This is a genomic window from Archangium minus (genome assembly GCF_044360475.1).
GTDB lineage: Bacteria > Myxococcota > Myxococcia > Myxococcales > Myxococcaceae > Archangium > Archangium minus.
Genome location: NZ_CP043494.1, coordinates 12806405 through 12827155 on the forward strand (window position 1 = coordinate 12806405; position 20751 = coordinate 12827155).

General features: G+C 67.7%; 21 protein-coding genes. 9 read left to right on the forward strand and 12 right to left on the reverse strand.

Going from position 1 to position 20751, the window contains the following annotated elements:
* Positions 1–79: 79 nt before the first annotated feature.
* The 3 genes from F0U60_RS52860 to F0U60_RS52870 form a co-directional block, all read right to left on the reverse strand.
* A complete protein-coding gene (locus F0U60_RS52860; protein WP_395812136.1) occupies positions 80–925 on the reverse strand; it encodes an aldo/keto reductase in 846 nt (281 codons plus the stop codon).
* A gap of 124 nt (positions 926–1049) precedes the next feature.
* Complete coding sequence (locus F0U60_RS52865; RefSeq protein ID WP_395812137.1) at positions 1050–1772, reverse strand: murein L,D-transpeptidase family protein; 723 nt, start codon at positions 1770–1772, stop codon at positions 1050–1052.
* Positions 1773–1858: 86 nt separating this feature from the next.
* Positions 1859–2155: a hypothetical protein gene (locus F0U60_RS52870; RefSeq protein WP_395812138.1), complete on the reverse strand. Its 297-nt coding sequence runs from the start codon at positions 2153–2155 to the stop codon at positions 1859–1861.
* A gap of 127 nt (positions 2156–2282) precedes the next feature.
* On the opposite strand from F0U60_RS52870, the gene F0U60_RS52875 reads away from it, so the two are divergent.
* Positions 2283–3386, forward strand: a complete 1104-nt coding sequence (locus F0U60_RS52875; RefSeq protein ID WP_395812139.1) for a spore photoproduct lyase family protein — start codon at positions 2283–2285, stop codon at positions 3384–3386.
* A gap of 78 nt (positions 3387–3464) precedes the next feature.
* Positions 3465–4499 (forward strand): alpha-hydroxy acid oxidase, encoded by a 1035-nt coding sequence (locus tag F0U60_RS52880; protein WP_395812140.1) that lies wholly within the window; start codon positions 3465–3467, stop codon positions 4497–4499.
* Positions 4500–4506: 7 nt separating this feature from the next.
* On the opposite strand, the gene F0U60_RS52885 is transcribed toward F0U60_RS52880, so the two are convergent.
* From F0U60_RS52885 to F0U60_RS52905, 5 genes are all read right to left on the reverse strand, one after another.
* On the reverse strand, positions 4507–5136 hold the full coding sequence (locus F0U60_RS52885) for a TIGR02265 family protein (RefSeq protein WP_395812141.1): 630 nt from the start codon (positions 5134–5136) through the stop codon (positions 4507–4509).
* Between the two features lie 320 nt (positions 5137–5456).
* Positions 5457–6440, reverse strand: coding sequence for a DMT family transporter (locus F0U60_RS52890; RefSeq protein ID WP_395812142.1), 984 nt, complete (start codon positions 6438–6440; stop codon positions 5457–5459).
* Between the two features lie 63 nt (positions 6441–6503).
* The gene (locus F0U60_RS52895; RefSeq protein WP_395812143.1) at positions 6504–7748 is read right to left on the reverse strand and encodes a hypothetical protein; all 1245 of its coding nucleotides are present in this window, start codon (positions 7746–7748) and stop codon (positions 6504–6506) included.
* Positions 7749–7921: 173 nt separating this feature from the next.
* Positions 7922–8323, reverse strand: a complete 402-nt coding sequence (locus tag F0U60_RS52900; protein ID WP_395812144.1) for a phage holin family protein — start codon at positions 8321–8323, stop codon at positions 7922–7924.
* Between the two features lie 35 nt (positions 8324–8358).
* Positions 8359–8532: a hypothetical protein gene (locus F0U60_RS52905; RefSeq protein WP_395812145.1), complete on the reverse strand. Its 174-nt coding sequence runs from the start codon at positions 8530–8532 to the stop codon at positions 8359–8361.
* A gap of 291 nt (positions 8533–8823) precedes the next feature.
* On the opposite strand from F0U60_RS52905, the gene F0U60_RS52910 reads away from it, so the two are divergent.
* The 4 genes from F0U60_RS52910 to F0U60_RS52925 all read left to right on the forward strand — a co-directional run bounded on the left by F0U60_RS52910 (position 8824) and on the right by F0U60_RS52925 (position 13715).
* The gene (locus tag F0U60_RS52910; protein WP_395812146.1) at positions 8824–10215 is read left to right on the forward strand and encodes a chitosanase; all 1392 of its coding nucleotides are present in this window, start codon (positions 8824–8826) and stop codon (positions 10213–10215) included.
* A 442-nt stretch (positions 10216–10657) separates the two neighbouring features.
* A complete protein-coding gene (locus F0U60_RS52915; RefSeq protein ID WP_395812147.1) occupies positions 10658–11311 on the forward strand; it encodes a hypothetical protein in 654 nt (217 codons plus the stop codon).
* 359 nt (positions 11312–11670) lie between these two features.
* On the forward strand, positions 11671–12279 hold the full coding sequence (locus F0U60_RS52920) for a MarR family winged helix-turn-helix transcriptional regulator (RefSeq protein WP_395812148.1): 609 nt from the start codon (positions 11671–11673) through the stop codon (positions 12277–12279).
* Positions 12280–12299: 20 nt separating this feature from the next.
* Positions 12300–13715 carry a cytochrome P450 gene (locus F0U60_RS52925; RefSeq protein WP_395812149.1) on the forward strand — a complete coding sequence of 472 codons (1416 nt, stop codon included), beginning with the start codon at positions 12300–12302 and terminating at the stop codon, positions 13713–13715.
* Here F0U60_RS52925 and F0U60_RS52930 read toward each other — a convergent pair.
* Positions 13712–14608, reverse strand: a complete 897-nt coding sequence (locus F0U60_RS52930) for a LysR family transcriptional regulator (RefSeq protein WP_395812150.1) — start codon at positions 14606–14608, stop codon at positions 13712–13714. The genes F0U60_RS52925 and F0U60_RS52930 overlap by 4 nt on opposite strands.
* Before the next feature lie 76 nt (positions 14609–14684).
* Here F0U60_RS52930 and F0U60_RS52935 point away from each other — a divergent pair, with 76 nt between their 5' ends.
* Positions 14685–15575 (forward strand): protocatechuate 3,4-dioxygenase, encoded by an 891-nt coding sequence (locus F0U60_RS52935; RefSeq protein WP_395812151.1) that lies wholly within the window; start codon positions 14685–14687, stop codon positions 15573–15575.
* A gap of 87 nt (positions 15576–15662) precedes the next feature.
* Here F0U60_RS52935 and F0U60_RS52940 read toward each other — a convergent pair whose 3' ends face one another.
* Positions 15663–16979, reverse strand: coding sequence for a DUF418 domain-containing protein (locus F0U60_RS52940; protein ID WP_395812152.1), 1317 nt, complete (start codon positions 16977–16979; stop codon positions 15663–15665).
* Between the two features lie 154 nt (positions 16980–17133).
* On the opposite strand from F0U60_RS52940, the gene F0U60_RS52945 reads away from it, so the two are divergent.
* The gene (locus F0U60_RS52945) at positions 17134–17640 is read left to right on the forward strand and encodes a DUF1993 family protein (RefSeq protein WP_395812153.1); all 507 of its coding nucleotides are present in this window, start codon (positions 17134–17136) and stop codon (positions 17638–17640) included.
* A gap of 14 nt (positions 17641–17654) precedes the next feature.
* Here the strand turns inward: F0U60_RS52945 and F0U60_RS52950 are convergent, their stop codons facing one another.
* Positions 17655–18716, reverse strand: a complete 1062-nt coding sequence (locus F0U60_RS52950) for a hypothetical protein (protein WP_395812154.1) — start codon at positions 18714–18716, stop codon at positions 17655–17657.
* Positions 18717–18940: 224 nt separating this feature from the next.
* On the opposite strand from F0U60_RS52950, the gene F0U60_RS52955 reads away from it, so the two are divergent.
* Complete coding sequence (locus F0U60_RS52955; protein ID WP_395812155.1) at positions 18941–19906, forward strand: aldo/keto reductase; 966 nt, start codon at positions 18941–18943, stop codon at positions 19904–19906.
* Positions 19907–19912: 6 nt separating this feature from the next.
* Here F0U60_RS52955 and F0U60_RS52960 read toward each other — a convergent pair whose 3' ends face one another.
* Positions 19913–20686: a helix-turn-helix domain-containing protein gene (locus tag F0U60_RS52960; RefSeq protein ID WP_395812156.1), complete on the reverse strand. Its 774-nt coding sequence runs from the start codon at positions 20684–20686 to the stop codon at positions 19913–19915.
* Between the last annotated feature and the right edge of the window lie 65 nt (positions 20687–20751).

Here is a 20751-nt window from a genome sequence, read left to right on the forward strand (position 1 = left end):
CGGTATCAGACGCCGGCCCTCTCCCAACGACGGCGTTGGCCCGCCCGCTTGCTCTGCCCAGACGCGGAGTCACCTCTCCCTACACCACGGGCAGGTCCCGCTGCTCCGGACCCGGGGGGAAGGCAGCTTCCAAGCGAGCCAGCTCCTGCGCCGTCAGCCGCACCCGGGCCGCCGCCGCGTTGTCGCGGGTGTGCGCCTCGTGGCTGGCCTTGGGGATGGTGAAGAGCGGGCGCCTCCTCGACAGGAAGCCGAGCGCCACCTGACGCGGCGTGGCTCCATGCGCCCGCGCCACCTCCGCCAGCACCCGCCCGTCCGGGCTGTCCGGCTCCGGGAAGTCGCCGCTGCCGAACGGGCTGTAGCCCACCAACGCCACCCCGTGCCGCTCGCACCACGGCAGCACCCGGTGTTCGATGTACCGCTCCCTCAGATGGTAGAGCACCTGGTTGCAGGCGATGCGTCCCGGCCCGGCGATAGCCAGCGCCTCCTCCAGGTCGTCCACGTCGAAGTTGCTCACCCCCCAGGAGCGGATCTTCCCCTCCGTCCGCAGCCGCTCGAAGGCGCGCAGGGTCTCCTCCAAGGGGTGAGGCCCCGGCCAGTGCAGCAGGTAGCAGTCCAGCCAGTCCGTCTTCAGCCGCTTCAAGCTGCGCTCGCAGGCGTGGAGGGTGCCCTCATAGGTGGCGTTGTTGGGCATTACCTTGGACACGAGGAACACCTCGTGGCGCCGTCCGGCGAGCGCCTCGGCGACCAGCTCCTCCACCTCGCCGTAGCCGTACAGCTCCGCCGTGTCCACGTGCGTCATCCCCAGGTCCAACCCCACCTGGAGCGCCCGGATGGCACTCGCCCGGTCATCGCCCTCCATCTGCCAGGTGCCCTGCCCGAGCACCGGCACCGCCACCCCCGTGGGACCGAAGACATGCTTCTCCATGTGGTCTCCCTCGCTCACCCAGGCTCGCAGGTCCTTCCTCCGCCCGGTATGCCGGCCTGGCTCCCGGCGTTCCCTGGCCCACACTCGCCCTTCAAGAGAGCCAACCGCGAGCACCCCCCGGCCGTTACCGCCCGGGTCTGACGGAATAGGCGCCCGTCTTGGAGTCCACGGACACCCGGGGCGGGCGCCGCGTCTCCTCGAAGAGGCGCCAGCCCGGCTCCAGAGCACGCCAGAAGGCGAGGAGCTCCGGCGTGGCCTGTGGGTGCTTCTCCAGCGCGGCCAGGCCTTGCGCATCCAGCCGGCTCGGGAAGATGTGGATGGGCACATCGCGCTTCATCCGCGCCCGCGCATCCAACACCATCAGGTACAGCTCCTCGATGGGGCCGTCCTCGAGGGCGATGCAGCCGATGCTCACGCAGTCGCCGTGGATGTAGATGTTGCCTCCCAGCGGCGGCGGGCCCCGCTTGCGGTCCGCGTCATTCGGGTAGCTCACGCGCAGGGACAGGTGGTACTGGCTGAGCGGGTTGAAGCGGTCCAGCGTGTAGAAGCCTTCGGGGACCTGCTCATCCCCGAGGCGCCGCTTGGGGCCCACCACCCCCGAGGCCGCGCAGAAGGGGAACGTCTTCACCTTGCGCAGCGGCTGGCCCTTCTCGCCCGCCCACACCTCCAGCTCCCGCTCCTGCTTGAAGGCCCGGACATACAGCTCCCCGGGCGGCCAGGAGACCCCCGCCGCCGCGAAGGTGTCCGCCACCACGCGCTCCTTCGCCCGACGCGCCTCCGCCACCCTGTCCTGTGCCTGGACCGTGAACGCCGCCAGCAATCCCCAGAGGAAAAGCCATCTCGTCATACCCCGTGGACGCCTCGGCCTCCTTCACCGTTCCGTTCCCTGGAGCCATGACGAGGGCCGCGCTCGAGGAGGACCCCCCGCAGCGCTCACCGGCCCGTGGATCGCCCTCCCCCCGTGGTGGTGAACCAGGCCGGCCCGACCAGGTCCTGGCGATCCACACTCGAGGGAAGGAAGGGAGACTCGTTGCCCAGGGACTCCTCTCCCCTGCCACCCGCCTCTCCATCGCCCGTCTCCAGGACGATGTGCAACAGCCCCGCGAGCAGGCCCAACAGGGCCGTGGCCGCCAGCGTCAGCTTCACCTTCCGCCGCCACGTTTGGATGGGCTCGCGGTGGTAGCGCGCCATGCCACGGCGGAGCCGCTCCTTCTGGAGGTCGATGACCATTCCTGGCTCATTGGAGGGCATGCGTGCGTCCGTGGGTTTGTCAGCATTCTACCCCAGAGCCCACCGTTCGGAACAAGCGCGAGGACCCGGAACCCGATACCTCCTGACGCATCCCAACAGACCCGTGATGAACCTTGACCTGTTTCCCCCAGAGGCACCTCCCGCCGGTCCACTTGACCGGCTGCTGAAGGTGTCTCGCATCTACCTGGAGCCCGACGTCGAGCGCTTCACGCGCGGTCGCGACATCCTCGCACGCTTCCCCGACGCCGAGCGCGTGGAGGTGCGCTCTCACTGGAACATCCCCGGCCTCTTCGGCAACGAGGGCAATGCCGAGGCGTGGAACCGCATCAAGGGCACCACCCTTGTACTGGGTGTGAAGAAGGCCATGCGGTTCGAGGACAACGGGCGCAGCGCCGACTTCATCCCACCCTCGGCCGCCAACGGCTGCGTCATGAGCTGCGCCTACTGCTACGTGCCGCGACATAAGGGGTACGCCAACCCCGTCACCCTCTTCGTCAACATCGAGCAGCTAACGGCCGCCATCCGCCGCCACGCGGGGAAGCTCGGGCCCAAGACGGTGCCCAACACGGTGGACCCGCGCTACTGGGTGTATGACATCGGCTGCAACAGCGACTGCTCGGCCGACGCGGGCCTCAGTGACAACGTGAAGGACCTGGTGCGGCTCTTCACCACGCTGCCCAACGCCATGGGCTCGTTCGCCACCAAGCTGGTGAACCGCGAGCTGCTCGCGTACGCCCCCCGGGGCAAGACGCGCATCCGCTTCAGCCTCATGCCCCACGCGAAGGCCAAGCTGCTCGACGTGCGCACCAGCCCCATCGCCGAGCGCATCGCCGCCATCGACGACTTCGTGGCCGCCGGCTACGAGGTGCACCTCAACTTCTCGCCCGTCGTCGTCACCGACGGCTGGCAGGCCGAGTACGACGCGCTCTTCCAGCAGGTGGACGACGGCATCGGCGACAAGGCGAAGGAGCAGCTCGCCGCCGAGGTCATCTTCCTCACCCACAACGAGCGCCTGCACGAGGTGAACCTGCGCTGGCACCCCAAGGCCGAGGAGCTGCTGTGGCGGCCGGACCTCCAGGAGGCCAAGGTGTCCCAGGGCGGCGGCGCCAACGTCCGCTACCGCATGGGCTTCAAGGGGAAGCTCGTCGAGGAGTTCAAGGCGCTGCTCGCTCGACGCATGCCGTACTGCCGCGTGCGCTATGCGTTCTGAGGGACACAGTGGGGTTCCATATACCCTCACCCCGGCCCTCTCCCAGAGGGAGAGGGGGCGTCGGTAAGCTCACGCGCCATGCTCTATGAAGCGCTGGAGGCCCAGGCCCGCGAGCGGCTCCCTCAGGTCGTGTTCGACTACTTCGCCGGCGGCTCCGGTGAGGAGTCCACCCTCGCCGACAACACCGCCGCCTGGGCCCGCCTCCGTCTCCGTCCTCGCGTCCTGCGCGATGTGTCCTCCGTCGACACCACCACCGAGCTCCTGGGCTCGACGCTCTCTTCCCCCGTCCTCGTCGCCCCCACCGCCTTCCACTCGCTCGCCCACCCCGACGCCGAGCTCGCCACCGCCCAGGGCACCCGTGAGGCCGGCTCGCTCCTCGTCCTCTCCTCGCGCTCCTCGCGCCGCATCGAGGACGTCGCCTCCCACGCCGGGCCCTGGTGGTTCCAGGTCTACGTCTTCCGCGACCGCGGCCTCACCCGCGCCCTCGTCCAACGCGCCGCCGCCGCCGGAGCCCGCGCCCTCGTCCTCACCGCCGACACGCCCTACGTCGGCCGCAAGCGCCGCAACCGCGGGGACACCTCCCTCCCCCTCTCCGACGAGGACTTCCTCGCCAACCTCGAGGGCCTCACGCACCGCGCGCTCGCCGAGCAGGCTCCCGATGTCACCTTCGCCGACATCTCCCGCTTGAGCGAGGACTCCGGCCTGCCCGTGCTCGTGAAGGGCGTGCTGCGCGCCGATGACGCCCTCGAGTGCCTCCACCACGGCGCCTCTGGCCTCATCGTCTCCAACCACGGCGGGCGACAGCTCGATGGCGCCCTCGCCACCGCCGACGCTCTCCCCGAGATCGTCTCCGCCACCGAGGACCGCGCTCCCGTGCTCGTCGACGGTGGCGTGCGCTCCGGACGTGACGTGCTGCGCGCCCTGGCCCTCGGGGCCCGCGCCGTGCTGCTCGGCAGGCCCGTGCTGTGGGGACTGGCTACCGGCGGCGCCGCGGGCGTGCGTCAGGTGCTCGAGACGCTGCGCGAGGACACCGCCCACACGCTCGCGCTCGCCGGCCTGTCCCGCCTCTCCGCCGTGGGCCCGGACGTGCTCGCCCCGCCCCGCGCGCCCTGAGCGCTCCTCACGGCTCCCAGGACACGTCGTACTCGCTGGACAGCGATCCCGTCAGCCTGCCGGTGATGCGCAGCGAGCGCGCCCCCGCCTTCTTCAGGTGCGCCTCCAGCGAGCCCTCCACATAGGAGCGCGGCAGGAAGTCCCGCTCGAAGATGATGCGGCAGTGCGTGTGCCCCAGCCAGACCACCGAGAGCCCTCCGCCCGTCGGCATCATCAGCTTGTACGCCATGGGCAGGTTCTCCAGCACCCGCCGCGGCGTGCCCGTGAAGAGCACATGAATGGTGTTGCCCAGCAGGCTCCCCAGGAACGAAGACGTCACCAGGTTCCCCAGCACCCGCATCGCCGCGTCGAAGCCTCCCACCGACCCGCCCAGCAGCCACGCCGCCCGCTTCAGCACCCGCAGGAAGTCCTTCGTCGGATAGGCGAAGAAGTCCACGAAGCCGCGCGCCCCCCCACCCTCCTCCAGGATGTCCGTCACCGCCGCCGGGCCCTTCATCGCCAGGACGGCCTCCTGTGTGCTGCGGAAGAACACGCCTCGCATGGTGTCCTCGGGCCCGGCCAGCGACAGCCGGTACTCCAGCTCCCGCTCTCCCTCCGACGCCATCACCGCGTGCCACTCTCCGCTGATCCCGCTCATCCCGTGCGCCCTCCCCATGCGGGTAACGCTCGACCCGCCCGTGCTCCGGGGTAATCGGCTCCTGCGCGAATATTCCAGGAATCCTGACACAACCCGGGCTCCAGGTAAAACGGCTCTCCGTGTGAGCCAACCCAGACGCTGAGACCCAACGGGGGCCTGCTCAGCCACACAGCAGCCGACCAGGCACAAAGGGCCGGCACATCCCACGGGTGCCGTCACTCAACTGTGACCGTTTCGTGACATTTTTCGTTGAGTGGTCAACAAAGCCGATCCTGGCGCAGAACCGGCCCTGGCGCGACACGCCTGGGCTCAGCCGGGACTCAGGCCGTCCGAGCGGAGCGGGCGCCTCCGGCTTGAAAGGGAGGCTCCTGGGGCTCTCCGGGTGGCGTGGGCGGTGGGGGCGGCTTGGGCGGTGAGGGCGAGAAGTTGGCCAGGGCCGCGCTGGAGAGGATGAGCGCGCCGCCCACCAGCAGGGAGGCGTCCACGTGCTCGCCCAGCATCACCACGCCCAGCAGCACGGCCACCAGCGTGTCCAGCAGCGGCATGGCGCCAACGACGGCGAGCGACACGCGCGACAGCAGCCAGAAGAGGAGCTGGTATGTGAGCGCCGTGGCGCCCACTGCCAGGTAGACGATGGCCAGCACAGCGCGGGGCGTCCACTGGCCAGGCAGGTGGGACTCGAAGGCGATGGAAGCGCCCAGCAGCAGCACGGAGCTGCTCAGCGTCTGCACACACACCGAGAGGCTCGTGGGCACGTGCCCGAGTGAGCGCCGCACGAGCACGTTGGCCACGGAGATGGAGACGGTGGCCACCAGCGAGAGCGCGCACCCGGCCACCACCAGCCCGGAGAGGCTGAGCCCGCGCAGGTGCTCGAACTGGAGCGCGAAGATGCCGGCGAGCCCCAGCCCCGCGGAGACGAGCTTCAGCGGGGTGAGCGGCTGGTCCGGCAGCAGCAGGCGCCCCACCAGCAGCAACCACACCGCGTAGGTGGAGAAGATGAGCGCGGACCAGCTCGACGGAATCCACTGCTGCGCGATGAAGAGCAGCCCATACGGCAGGGCGATCTGCAGCACCCCCACGCCCATCAGCACCCACGTGGTGTGGGCATCCGGCCTCGAGCGGCGCAGGCCACTGAAGGGCAGCAGCACCAGCCCCGCGAGCAACATGCGCACACCGGCGAAGCGCAGCGGTGGCAAATCCTGAAGCCCCACCTTCACAACGGCCCAGGTGGAGCCCCACAGGACGAAGCAGGCGGTATAAGCGAGCAGCAGACGGGCGCGAGACGCCGCAGGGGTAGACGACATGGGGGGCGCCACTACCACGCAAGCCGCCCCACCGCCACGGACCTCGCGTTCAGGGCACCGCGTTCACGGAGTCCCGCTCACGCTCACGCGCTCCTGCACCATCTGCATGCTGCCCACGGGCATCGTCACCTTCTCGGCCAGCCCCTGGGCGTCCACGGTGAGGGACACCTTGAGGGAGGCCATCTCCGCCGTCAGCTCGCGCGCCCCGGCCTCCTTGCGAAGCACCTGCGGGATGGGCGCGGCCGGGTTCGCCGAGGGGCTGTAGATTTGAATCGTCAGCTCCTTCTTCTTGCCCGACAGGAGCTGCTCGCGCACCACACGCGCGGAGCCCAGCTCGCTCAGCAGCTCATCGGGGGACGTGAAGTTGCCATTCAAGTCCTTGCCACTGTGCTTGCCCTCGTAGTGGTACTCGCGGCCCTTCACCTGCTCCAGCGACATTTGAATGTCGAGCTCCCCGTTGGTGGCCCGGGCGTAGTCGCGCGCCACCAGCCGGCCATCCTTGTCGGACAGCTCCGTGGAGACGGTGTCCTGCACCACCATCTCCTTCTGCGAGCGCGGGAAGAAGAGGCTCATCTCCACCTCGGTGAGCTTCGCGCCGCCGGACGCATCGCGCGTGACACGCTTCTCGAAGCCCACCGGGTGGCCCTGCACCCGAATGACGCTGAACTCGGAGTAGCGCGGGGCCTGCGGCTTCTCGGCGGCGCTCTTGATGGAGCCCGCCAGCCCACTGGAAATCCGCAGGAAGCTCTCCGAGTAGCCCATCTCGTCATGCGTGCACACCAGGGGAACCTGGTCATGGGTGTGCACCATCATCTTGGCCAGACCCGCCGCCTTGCCCCGCGGCGTGTCCGCCAGGTACAGCGCCTCCGCGTACACAGCGGGGCTGTCACCGATGAGCCGCACCTCCGTGGTGCGCGCGCGCTGAATGTCCGTGCGCTGCCCCGCCATCTCCATCAACCGGTAAATGGCGCCGCCCGCGTCCAGCGGCTCCGAGTACACGAAGCACGTCATGGGGCTGCGCGTCCCGAGCGGCACGCTGAGCACGAGCACACCCTGCTGCTCCTGGAAGGTGGGCGCGGCAGCGGCCTCCACCTCGGCGGTGAAGGAGCCATCCGGCGCGGACACCTGCTGCCGGGTGAGCGGCGCCAGCTCGCGCTTGGAGAGCGCCTCGATGTCCGCCTTAGGCTCGGGCGTGCTGGCCGGCTGGGCCGCCGCATCGCCCTCAGCCGGGGCCTCCGTCTTGGAGGAAGAGGCCGAGGTGGCACAGCCCGTCAGCAGGCCCAGCAGCAGGGTCGTGTACAGCCGCATCGTCGATGTCTCCGGAGCGTGTCGGCAGGAGCCTTCATGGCTCCGGCGCGCGCGGAACCCTAGCGGCCCGACTCGGGGTGGTGCCAGTCGCCCGAGGCCCCCTCGTCCTCGCCTTGAGTGAAGCGGGCCGCTCGGCGTGCAGCCCACGCGGAAATGCACACGCGCCCGGGAATTCAGTGCCGCGCAAGCTCGATGTGCTGGCGAATCTCCTCCAGGTCCATCGCCAGGCGCGCCTGCGTGTGGCGCAGGGGCTTCTTGGGCAGCTTCGCCCAGCCGATGGCCGCGAAGAGGGCCGCGAGCACCAGGGCCACGCCCGCCCCGATGAGCGCCGCCGCCCACAGCGGGAGCTCCAACGCCGCCGCTCCCGCCACGAAGAGCATCGCCAGCGCCACCAGCGCGAAGGCCGCCCCACCTCCGAGGAACACCCCCGAGGCCCGTGCCGCGCGCACCTCCTGCGCGAGCTCCACCTTCGCGTGCAGCAGCTCCGCCTTCGCCAACAACCGCGCCTCGCTCATTGCCCGGCGGACGAGCTCGTTCGTCGACAGCTCCTTCTCGGGCATCCTCCAGCTCTCCACGGCCTACCTCCTCTCGACCGCCGCGCGGCCTCGGCTCAAGTCGCCCTCCGCCTCCACTCCGAGGCAGAGTCGAAGATGGCCAACACCACCACGCCGATGGCCACCCCGAAAGTCAGCCAGAGGAACCAGCCCACCACGCCGCCCTGCACCAGGGCCACCACCCACAGGGCCAGCAGCCCCAATCCCATCAACAGGTAGAGAACCGGCATGGCTTGGCGCCCTCTCGACACCCATTCCGTCAGCTCGAACGTGTGACGCTGAACGGTTCCCGGCAAGGCAGGGCAGCCACATCGAGCCCGCCTGTCTGCGCAAGTACGGGAGGCCCTGACACTCCCGCTCGGCTGTCCGCTCTCTCTCCGTGAGAGCGGCCCCCAGAGAACTGTTCTCATTGCCCAACCCGTAAAAGTCGACTATCCGGCAAATGGCGTCCAGGCCTGTGACGGGAGGGACGCCCCATCCGCTCCGGCGGATGGCCACCGCGAAACGAGAGGGATTCCTGTATGAGCAATCGTCGATACGAAGCGCTGCGCAAGGGATACCGGCAACTGGCACTCATTGGGGCTGCCACCACGCTCGTCGCATGTGGGGCGGGGAATAGCGGCTTCGAGGAACAACAGGACTCACTGCGGCAGGAGCTCGCCACCTGTTCGTACACGATTACGACGAACACCTACGATGGTCCGAACTACTGGGGGACGATCGTCTTCAAGAACACGGGCACGAGCGCCATGACGAGCCCGAAGATCTCCTTCAACGTCCCCAGCGGGATCATCTGTGATTACGACTACGAGGGCTGGACGCACACCCAGAGCGGCACGACCTGCACGTACTCCAGGGTGTCGAGCCTGACGGTGGGCGTGAACGCCTCGTACACGTTCTACTACTCCACGACGTCCAACGCGTCGTTCACCGCGACCAACGTGCAGATCAGCGACCCCAGCTGTGGCACGGGCGGCAATGACGGCGGCACCGATGGCGGAACCGACGGCGGCACGGGCGGCAATGACGGTGGCACCGATGGTGGCACCGGAGGTACGGACGGAGGGATGACGGCCAACCAGAAGAAGGTGGCCGAGGCCATCACGAGCATCTGGGAGAACAACACCCCCGTCATCGACTACGCCTATTCCGAGAACATCAAAGATGGCCGTGGCTACACGAATGGCCGCGCGGGCTTCTGCACGGGCACGGGAGACGCCATCCAGGTCATCGAGTGCTACGTGAATCTGCGCAGCGCCAGCAATGGCAACCTGATGGCCAAGTACATGCCGGGGCTCATCACCATCAACAACCGCTTCCTCTCGACGGGTCAGTCCCAGGCGTCGACGTCCGAGCTGGACGTCATCGGCAATTGGACGGCGGATTGGGCCGCGAGCTACAACAACACCACCACCCGGGCGGACTTCAAGAGCTGCCAGGACCAGGTGAATGACCGCCTGTACTACTCGCCCATGCTCGCCACCGCGAAGAAGTGGGGGCTCACCACGGCGCTCACCAAGGCCGCGCTGTACGACGCGTTCATCAACCACGGCGAGTACGGCGCCAAGGAGTTCATCCGTGCGGCCAACACCGCCCTGGGTAACTCGGGCCAGGTCGCGCCTGTGATTGGCTACAACGGCATCACTGAGAGCGCCTGGCTGCAGAAGTTCCTCGAGAAGCGCCGCGACACGCTCGCCGCCGACTCGACGTGGATTGAGGCCATCGACCGCGTCGCCATCTACGAGAAGCTGCGCCGCAAGGGCAACTGGGACCTGTCCACCGCCGTTCGGAACGATGTCCGCGCTCGGGATTGCTGGGGCTCGTCCTATCCGTTCAGCGGCTACACCGTGCGGCAGATCAACCCGGATGGAACCTGGAGCACGCCGAGCTCGTACACGTACTCGTGTAACTGAGACGGCTTCCCCCCGAGCATCCTGGCCTCGGGGGTGAAGGGAGCTCCCGCGTTCACGCGCGGGAGCTCACGCAGCCTCGGCACGGTAGGCCGGAAGGACACGAACGGAGACGAGGAGCCAGTGCACGAGCTGGATGGCGCGATTGCCCTCCGTGCACGAGAAAACCGAACCGCTCGCGCTCTCTCCGTGATACGGCACTTGCACCCTCTGACACGGGCACTGCCGAGACAACGCGACAACCCTATCCCCATGAGAACGGCTTCGACTCCTCAGCGGTTCCTCGTTTCGAGCCTCGGTCTCCTGCTCGTTTGAAGCCATGACGAACCACACCCTTCTGTCGGACCCACAAGCAGTAATTGGGAGGCTCTGGAGCAAGGCTTCGCCACCTGAGCGAGAACGGATTCTGGGGCTGGCGAGAGACGTTCTCGGCTTCATTTCCGTCATGGGCCAGCGGTATCGCTTCGAGGACTTCCGCAAGGACCTGGAGTCTGCACATCGGGCTCCCCGTGCTCTCCAGCAACCGCGAGAGGACCTTGCGCTTCTCGAGGAGCGTCTGCGCGAAACAGAAGGTTTCTTCACGAAGCTCCGCGACAAGCCCGAATCATCCAAGGACCGGGAGTTGATCCAGGTCATTCTCGACGCGCTTCACTTCATCTCCGCGACCGCTCAACACAGCGCTCTGGGTGAGTATCTCGAGCACGTCAAGGCCGGCGCGCCTCCCTACGTCGTGGCCTCCTTCGCTACGAAGGAGGAGGCGGAAGCCTGGCTTGAGAAGCACCCTCATCCCCCCGTCTCCGCCAACGTCCTGATCGCCAATACGCATCACGACGTGGTCTATGACCGCAACACGAACATCCGCCGCCTGCCACGCAACCGGGACCTCGAGTACTACCTCGCCGAGCTCGAGCGAGAAGAGCCGCCCACCGCCATCGCGTCCTTCGACAATCACGAGGAAGCAGAGGCATGGCTGCAATCACAACCCAACCCGGCCAGATGGGCATGGGTGTCCATCGCAGGTGAATTCTACCTCGCGGCGTATTACCCCCACATCGGCCACCGAGCCCTCTATCCTCTCTCCATGGCCAAGGGCTATTGAGGAACCCGACGACTCGTCGCGGCCGTGAGCACTCCAGAGCGTCGGCGTGAGTTGGCCGGCATGGTCAGCAACATGTCGTGCATCGGCATCACCGCCACCACTTGCTGACTGGTCGGCCGGGTGACGTCCGGCCTCGCTGAGGCACTCCGCACCGGATTGTCGTACCGACGCTTCCGCTCCTAAGCCTACCTGGTAGGCCCAAGCCCTACTGTCTGCCCCACGTGGGTCCAACTCCTGACCGCCTGGACTGGAAAGCACGATGGGGACTGGAAGGGCTTTTTAGATTCGTTTGCTTGGCATATCGTTATCAAAGATAACGAATCCGGCGAAGCTGTCCGCGAGAGCTAGGAGCGGGACGGATGACCAGGCACAACCCGCCTTTCGATCACGCGCTGCGAGTGCTGCGGCTCATCCCCCGCCTCAATCGGTGGGCCGTGGCGAGCGTGCAGGCGAACCGATTGGGTGGGGAGTTGAGCCTGCGCCAGCTCACCGTGCTCTACGCCATCCGCGAGGGCATCTCCTCGCCCAGGCATCTGGCGCGGCGACTACGGGTCACGCCGGCCGTCATCACCGGACTGCTCGATCGCCTGGAGCGACACGGCTACGTGCGCCGCGAGGCAGACCCAGATGACCGGCGGCGGCTCCGCATGGTGCTGACCGAGGCCGGATTGACGGTGGGACAGCAGGTCCAGCAAGCGCTGGCCAACGACCTGGCCACTCAGTTCGCGAGCGCCTCCCCCACGGAACTCAAGGCGCTGGACCGCGCGCTGGACCTCGTGGAGCGAGCGCTCGTCGCGCTGGAGAACCGCACGTCCACGTCTCTGGATTGCGGCGCGGAGGAAGACGGCGTGGAAGACGACGAGGAGACGTGGGCCCCGCCCGCTGACGAGCGAAGCCCAGCAGAGCCGCGAGCCAGGAGCGTCAGGACGGCACGACGAAAGACGCCCACGAAGAGCGGCCAGAAGTGACACCCAGGACGGAGGACACAATGACGACGAATCGAGTGGAGACGCAGAAGGAAGCTGTGACGACGGTACCGGACCAGGGCGGCACCTGTCCCATGAAGGCGCTCCGGGAGGCCCCGACCGTGGACTCCGTGCTCCTGGACAGGGAGAGCCCCGAGTTCATGGCCAAGGCCCACGCCATCTATTCCGAGCTGCGAGACACGGCGCCCGTGGTGCGCTGCCCCTTCGGCCGCGGCATCGCGGATGGAGCCCATCCGGTGGGCTCACAGGCTCGCGCGTCCGGCAAGGTGCCTGGCCGTGACAGGCTCTTCGTGACTCGGTACGACGAGACGGTGTCCGCGCTGCTCGATGACCGGCTCTCGTCCGACTTCCGCTCGGCGATGACACCGGAGCAGCGCGCGCGGGTGGAGGCGTCCATGCCGGAGGAGTTCCGGCCCATCGCGTTCAGCATCCTGATGCTCGACCCGCCCGACCACACGCGGCTGCGCAAGCTGGTCCAGCCCAACTTCACCGCTCGGGCCATGGAGCTGCTCCGTCCGCGCATCCAGAAGCTCGTCAATGACCTGCTCGACACCATCGAGCGCAAGGCGGCCGAGCGCGGGGAGGTCGCGTCGGAGCGCCGGATGGACCTCGTCGAGTCCTTCGCGTATCCGCTGCCCGTCACGGTCATCAGCGACATGCTCGGCATCCCCTTGGAGGATCGCGAGAAGGTGCATGGCTGGGCGGAGATCCTCGTGAAGACCGACCGCCAGGAATCCATGGCGGATCAGAAGGTTCGGGCCGGCCTGCGGGCGTTCTCCCAGTATCTGAACGAGCTGTTCGAGCGGAAGCGGCGTGAACCGGCCGAGGACATGATCAGCCAGATGCTCCACGTCCAGGAGGACGGCGACACCCTCAGCTACCAGGAGATGGTGTCGATGGTGTTCATCCTGTTCTTCGCGGGGCACCTGACGACCGTCAACCTGATTGGCAACGGCGTCGTCGCGCTGCTGACCCACCCCGAGCAGCACGCCCTCTTCATGGCCAATCCCTCTGCTCACGCCAAGGGGCTCGTCGAGGAGACGCTGCGCTACTGGGGACCGGTCGACTACATCAGCACGCCCCGCGTCGCCCAGGCGGACCTCGAGCTGGGAGGGACGCACATCCCCAAGGGTGAGAACCTGTCGTTGGGTCTCGCCTCGGCCAATCGGGACCCGGCGCGCTTCGCCAACCCGGACGTGTTCGACATCACCCGGCCCGACGCCCACCGCAACGTCGCCTTCGGCAAGGGCATCCACGTCTGCATCGGTGCGCCGCTGGCCCGCCTCGAGGCACAGATCGCCTTCGAGACGATCTTCCAGCGCTTCCCGAAGCTGCGGCTGGCCGTCCCCGCCGAGGAGATGAAGTGGGGCAGTGTCGCCAGCATGCGCGGCTTCAACCGGATTCCGGTGCTGTTCTAGGAGACCCTTGGCCCACGGCCCTGCTTCAGGAGCTCGTGGGCCATGAAGTCACGGAAGGCGCGGACCCTGGCGGGGAGCAACGGGGTGGCCGGATGCAGGAGGAACAAGGAGACCCTGGGCGGACTGTCCTGATCGAACAACAGCTGCACCAGCCGCCCTTGCGAGAGATCCGGTTCGACCAGGGCCAGGGGCAGGATGGCGATCCCCACCCCCTCCAATGCCAGGGAGCGGAGGAACGCGCCATCCTGCACCACGACACTCGGTGAGAGATGAACGGTGCTCGGTCCACTCTCGCGACGCATCGTCAGGACGCGATGCGCCGTGAGCTCCGCCAGGCGACGCGGGTGACCCTCCCGTTCGAGGTACGCGGGTGAGGCGACGAAACCCAGTTGCACGTCGAGCAGCCGAAGCGCGACCAGTGAGGAGTCTCGGAGGGACGAGGCGATGCGAAGCGCGACATCCAACTGGTGCGCGTCGAAATCGAGCTGCCGGTCGGTCAGGAGCAGCTCCAGCGAGATGTCCCGGTGGGCCTCACAGAATCGCGCGAACACCGGAGCGAGCACCGTATGAGCGAAGTCCGGCGGAGCGGTGACACGAAGCCGCCCGCGCGGGTGTCCCTGTGCCTCCTTGAGCGCATCCGTTGCATCCTCGAGTAGCTCGAGCGCCCGCCCGACACGCTGCCGGTACAAGGCTCCATCCTCCGTGGGCTGCACGAGCCGTGGGCTGCGACGAACGAGGGGAACACCCAGGGTCGATTCCAGACGGGAGAGCCTTCGACTCACCGAACCCTTGGTCTCGCCCAACTGCTTCGCCGCGGCGGTGAGCGAGCCATGGTCCACGACCAGGCAGAAGGCACGCAGGTCCCTCAGGTCGTCCGGAGTCGTTGCCGACATGGCAACCTCGGGTTTCGTTTTCGCTGTCTTGTTGCCCATGGAGGGACAAGGTACCTGACTGTCCAGGAGACCCCTCATGAGCACGACGACGAAGAACCACATGACGCGCCGGGAGGTTCTCGGCGGACTCGGCCTGACGTTGGCAGCGGTGCCACTCAGTCAGCTCCTCGCCTGCGGTGACAAGGACCCGGTGACAGGAGGAACAGGCTGGGCGACCGGGGGCACCGCCGCGATGACTGGCGCCAGCGCCTACCCCAACCCGTTCACCTCCGATTCAGGCACGGCGTGCAAGCTGACGTGTGAACAGATTCTGGGCCCCTGCTATGGGACCACGCTGGTCCGCAAGGACATCAGCGAGGGCCATGACGGGCTGCCGGTGCGCCTCGCGTTCCGCGTGCTGGATGAGTCCTGCAAGCCCGTCCCGGGCGCGACCGTCGACATCTGGCATGCCGGACCGGAGGGGGTCTACTCGGGCGACGATCAGCACCCGTTCTGCAATCCCGACAACCAGGAGGCCCGCGCCGCGCGGTGGTTCCGTGGCGTGCAGACGACGGATGCCGACGGCCGGGTGGATTTCGATACCTGCTTCCCTGGCTGGTACGCGGGCCGCGCCATCCACATCCACTTCACCATCAAGATCGCCGGCACCGAGTCCGTGACGTCCCAGCTCTACTTCGAGGACTCGCTCAACGACGACGTCATCGGCACCCAGCCGCTCTACAACACGCGTGGCCAGCGAGACACGCGCAACACGGCCGACACGGTCGTGGCGCAGGAGCAACTGGGCGACTTCATCCTCCAGACCCAGAAGATGCCGGATGGCGCGATGCTGGCCTGGAAGACCCTCATCGTCCGCTCGTCGACCGGCACGCCTCTGTGCGAGGCCCACAGCCAGCTCATGAAGGATCTGATGAACTCCGGCGTCGATCCCAACGACCCGAATACCTTCCCGCCGGACTTCCCCTGAACCCCTGAGCGCCCATGGGGCCCAGGTGAGAGGCAACTCCGGGCCCGCTGTCTCACGCGGTGCCCGGAGCCCTGTCGTTTCCGGACGTCAGCTCGCCGCGGGTGCCGTGGGGCTCCGAGGCGCCAGCCGCATGGGCTGCGCACGTCCGTAGGTGAGCGAGCGCCACAGCCACTCGGCCGGGCCGAAGCGGAAGCGTGACAGCCACCAATGGCTGAAGGGCACCTGCAGCGCGAAGACGGCCAGCGCGACCGCCACACAGGACGAGGGCGGCATCCGCCCCACGTAGCCCAGCCCCCAGCCGTCATAGATGCAGAGGCTCACCACCGTCTCCAGCAGGTAGTTGGTGAGCGCCATGCGACCCACCGGGGCCAGCACCTGCATCACGCGCCGCCACCGCTCGCGCTGGAAGAGCAGGGCGAAGGCAGCCACGTACACCGCGGCCAGGCCCAGGTAACCCAGCTCCGAGATGGAGGTCATGACAAACATCCAGGAGTCCTTCGCCGGATCCACCAGCCCCGCGATGCGCAGGCGCTGCACCAAGAGCCACGTGCCGTTGCCCAGCACGCCCAGCACCAGCCCCCAGAGGATGAGCTTCCGGTGCACGGGGCGGTTGCGCTCCACGTCCTGCAGCAAGAGGTACCGCCCCGCGAGCAGGCCCAGCAGGAAGCGGCCCAGGATGACGCTCATCCAGAGCGGCCGGTTGGCTCGGAAGAACGAGTCCACGTAGTAGCGCGCATTCGCCGCCTGACTCGTCCAGAAAGAGTCGCTGGAGAGCCCCGCCAGGAACTGCGCCCGCAGCTGGTTGTCGTAGGCCTCGCTGGCCTTTGCCGCCTCGGCCGCCGCCTCCGCACCGTGAAGCAAAATGGGGCCGAAGCGCTGGAGGGCGGGGATCAGCAGCGGCATCACCCCCATCAACACCCCGACCCATATCAGCACCGTCCGGTCCGAGCGCTGGCGGAAGAGCAGCAGCGCGAAGCCCACCACCGCGTAGGTGGAGAGCACGTCCCCCACCCAGAGCGCGAAGATGTGCGTCACGCCGATGCCCAGCAGCACCAGCAGCCGCCGCGAGTACACCGGAACAATGGAGGCCCCCCGAGCCTCGGCACGCGCGAGCTGGATGGAGAAGCCCAGTCCGAAGAGGAAGGAGAAGATCGAGACGAACTTCTGGTTGATGAAGAAGTTGTAGAGGAAGGTGACGACGGTCTCGAGCGGAGGAGCGGCCAGCGCCAGCACCTGCTCGCGCGGCATGAGGACGCGTCCGCTGAACCAGGAGAAGCTGTTGGAGACGAAGACGCCACACAGCGCGAAGCCGCGCAGCACATCCAACAGGGTCACCCGCTCGGAGACATCCACGGGACGAGCGGGGACGTCGGCGGCAGGCGCGGGAGGAGTGGGTTCGGACATGCGTCCAGGAGATCCCCACCGACCCCTCGCGTCAATCGCACAGCGGGTATCGCTCCCGTCCGCCTCCGTTTTCGTTGACGGCCCCAGTTGCGGTCACTACCTAGCGGGCGGCACGTCACGCGTGCCCACTCCTTACCCCCTCGGAGCAAACACCATGTCCCTGTCCATGTACCAGGCGTCTGTCCCCGTCTTCATCCGCATGCTGGGCAATCTGTCGGCGATCCTCGGCAAGGCCGTCACCTATGCCGAGACGAAGAAGTTTGATCCGAGCGTCCTCGTCAACGCCCGACTGGCGCCCGATATGCTTCCCCTCTCCGCCCAGGTGCAGATCGCCTGTGACTCCGCGAAGGGCTGTGCCGCCCGCCTGGCGGGGATTGAGATCCCCAGCCATCCCGACACCGAGACCACCCTCGCCGAGCTGCAGGCGCGCATCACCAAGACGATCGACTTCCTGAAGAGCGTGAGCGCGGCGCAGATCGACGGCAGCGAGGAGCGCACCGTCACCCTCAAGATGCGCTCCCAGGAGATGCAGTTCCAGGGACAGCCCTACCTGCTCAACGTCGTGCTGCCCAACTTCTACTTCCACATCACCACGGCCTACGCCATCCTGCGGCACAACGGCCTGGACATCGGCAAGTCGGACTTCCTCGGCCGCGCCTGAGCCGAGGATTCAACTCACGGCTGGCGGTGCAGCAGGCTGCCCTGCAATCCCACCGCCCAGGCCTCTCCACCCGGCAGGACCCAGAGGTCCACCAGCGCGGGTCCTGCCGCCAGTTCCACCCGCTTCCACGTCCCACCCTCCCAGTGCAGGAGGGTGCGCGCGGAGCTGCTGCTTCCCCCGACGGCCCACATCTGTGCGGCCCCTGTCCCCGCGATGGCGCGCAGGGGCCCCACGTCCTCGCCCTCGAGAGCCACCTCCGCCCACCGGACTCCATCCCAGTGGGAAATCTCTCCCGCGAGGTTCACCCCCCACACATCATTGGCGGCAACGCCCCACAGGTCCGTAGGGACTGAGAACGTCGACGTGCCGGTGGAATGCGCCTGCCATGTCGCACCGTTCCAGCGCACCAGCCGAGTCAGGGAGCTGGCCCACACCTCCGTCGCGCCACTCCCCCAGACGCTCTCCAACCTGCCCACGTCCTCGAGCACCGCGTGGCTCCACCGCGTCCCGTCCCAGTGCGACACCACGCCCTTGGAAGCGTCGGACTTGCCCACGGCCCACACGTCGGTGGCGCTCGAGCCCCAGAGCGCGAGCAGGCTGCCCGAACACACATTGCTCGGGGAACAGAACGGCTGCTCCGGAATCCCGGCGTACTGCCAGGCCTGACCATCGAAATGGAGGATGACGCCCGCCGCACCCACCGCCCACACGTCCTGTGCGCTGCTGCCCCAGACGTCATGGAGCGTGAAGGCGAAGTCAGCAGGCACGCGCGTCTCCTGCGTCCATTGCGCGCCGTCCCAATGGACGATGAAGCCGGACTCGCCCACCGCCCACACATCCTTCGGCCCACTCCCCCACACGGCGTTCAGCGTCCCCACACCTGGGACGGAGAGGGCGCTCCAATGAGAGGCCTCTCCCTCCTGCTGTCCCCCATCTCCGGGGCCCGCGTCGGGTCCTCCGGCATCCGGGGCTCCAGCGTCCGGAACCTCCACGCCGCCATCCGACGTGCCACCCCCCGGCTCGTCCTCGCACGCTGCCAACGCCAACACCGCTATCAGGCACCAGGCCTTCTTCATGACGTCCCTCTCTCCTCGCATCACTGTGGCGGCCTTCGAGGGTCGTCCGGCCCGATCACATCTCCCCCCTTCGCCCGTGAGCGCCGCGGAACTTGGCACCATCCCGGGAAGGGATTCAAGGACGCGTGCGCCATGCAGGCGAGCAGCCGACCTGCCGAGCGATACGGCTTCCCAGACAAGCCCCGCATCCCCAGCGTGTCTGGGTGGACCTGCGGGAGACAAGCATGGCGGACGCGGAGAAGCGCGGAGAGATGCCGTATCGGACCTTGGGCCGTACCGGAGAGAAGGTGTCGGCCATCGGCATCGGAGGCTGGCACCTCGGGCTGCCCAAGGTGGACGAGAAGCTGGCCCTCCGCATCGTGCGGGACGCCATCGACCGCGGCATCAACTTCATGGACAACTGCTGGGACTACAACGAGGGCCTCAGCGAGCTGCGCATGGGCAAGGCGCTCCGGGACGGCTACCGGCAGAAGGCCTTCCTGATGACGAAGATCGACGGCCGCACCAAGAAGGAGGCCACCCGCCAACTGGAGCACTCGCTCGAGCGGCTGCAGACGGACTGCATTGACCTCGTGCAGCACCATGAAATCCTCCGCTACGAGGACCCTGACCGAATCTTTGGCGAGAACGGCGCGCATGCCGCGCTGCTGGAAGCCCAGAAGGCCGGCAAGCTGCGCTACATCGGCTTCACCGGGCACAAGGATCCGCGCATCCACCTGAACATGCTGGAGGTGGCGCGGGAGAACGGCTTCACGTTCGACGCGGTGCAGATGCCCTTGAACCTCATGGACGCGCACTTCCGCAGCTTCTCCAAGCTCGTGCTGCCCGAGCTCGTCAAGGACGGCATTGGCGTGCTCGCGATGAAGACACTCGCCAACGGCTCCATCCTCCAGTCGAAGACGGTGACGCCCATTGAGTGTCTGCACTACGCGCTCCATCTGCCCACGTCGGTAGTCATCACGGGCGTGGACAGCCTGGCCATCCTCGACCAGGCCTTCGAGGCGGCACGCACCTTCAAGCCCTTCTCGGACGCGGAGCTGCAAGCGCTGCTGGCCAGGACACGCGAGGCCGCTCTCCGGGGCAAATACGAGCCCTTCAAGACCTCGTCCATCTACGACGGGACCGCGAGCAACCCGAAGTGGCTCGGAGAGGAGCCCCCGGAGCTGCAGGCGTTGATGATGCAGGACTGAGCGTCCTCAGCAGAACTCCGCCGCCCCCAGGAAGCGCCGAGGTGCATCGCCGGTGACGGCCCGGAACTCGCGGATGAAGTGCGACTGGTCGTAATAGCCGGCCTCGAGCGAGAGGCGCGACAGGCTCACGTCCGAGCGATACAGGTCGATCGCCTGCCGCAGGCGGACGATCGATGCGAACTGCTTCGGCGACGCGCCGACCTCGCGGCGGAAGCGCTTCTCGAGTGCGTCCTGGCTGAGGTGGAGGTCGCGCGCGAGCTCGCCGATGCGGACGGAGCCGCGCTCCGCGAGGATCGCTCGGGCCGCGGCCGTCACGAGCGGATCCGGCGTCCGACGCTTGCACCTCGCGAGCAGGAACTCCTCGAAGAGGGCGATGCGCTCCGCGTGCTCCTTCGCGCCCGCCATCCGTGATGCCGCACGCTCAAGCTCGGCGTGTGGGACCAGGTCGTCGAGCGCGACCGTCGCACCGAAGAGCTCGTGCAATGGCACGTCGAAGAACAGCGCCGCGCCCGCCTCGTGGAACTTCGCGAGCACGATGCCGCCCCCCGCCGACGTGTACATGCGGCGGACCGTGGCGCGCAGGCCGGTGATGACGCGGTCCGGGACCCGGAGTGCCTCCGTCCCTTCGAACAGCATCGAGAAACCGCGGTAGCGGAAACCCACGATGACGCCCGCTTCGGGGAGCAACATGTGCGTCAGCTCCTCGTGCGCCTCGACCACCTCGAACGCACGGACGAAGGGCGCCAGCCGAGCGCTCGGTGCGAAGACCTTCTTCTCCATGGCTCGACTAGAGCACGGACGCGCGCACGGCGGCGAGCACGTCAATGAATTCGTACAAGTCGCGC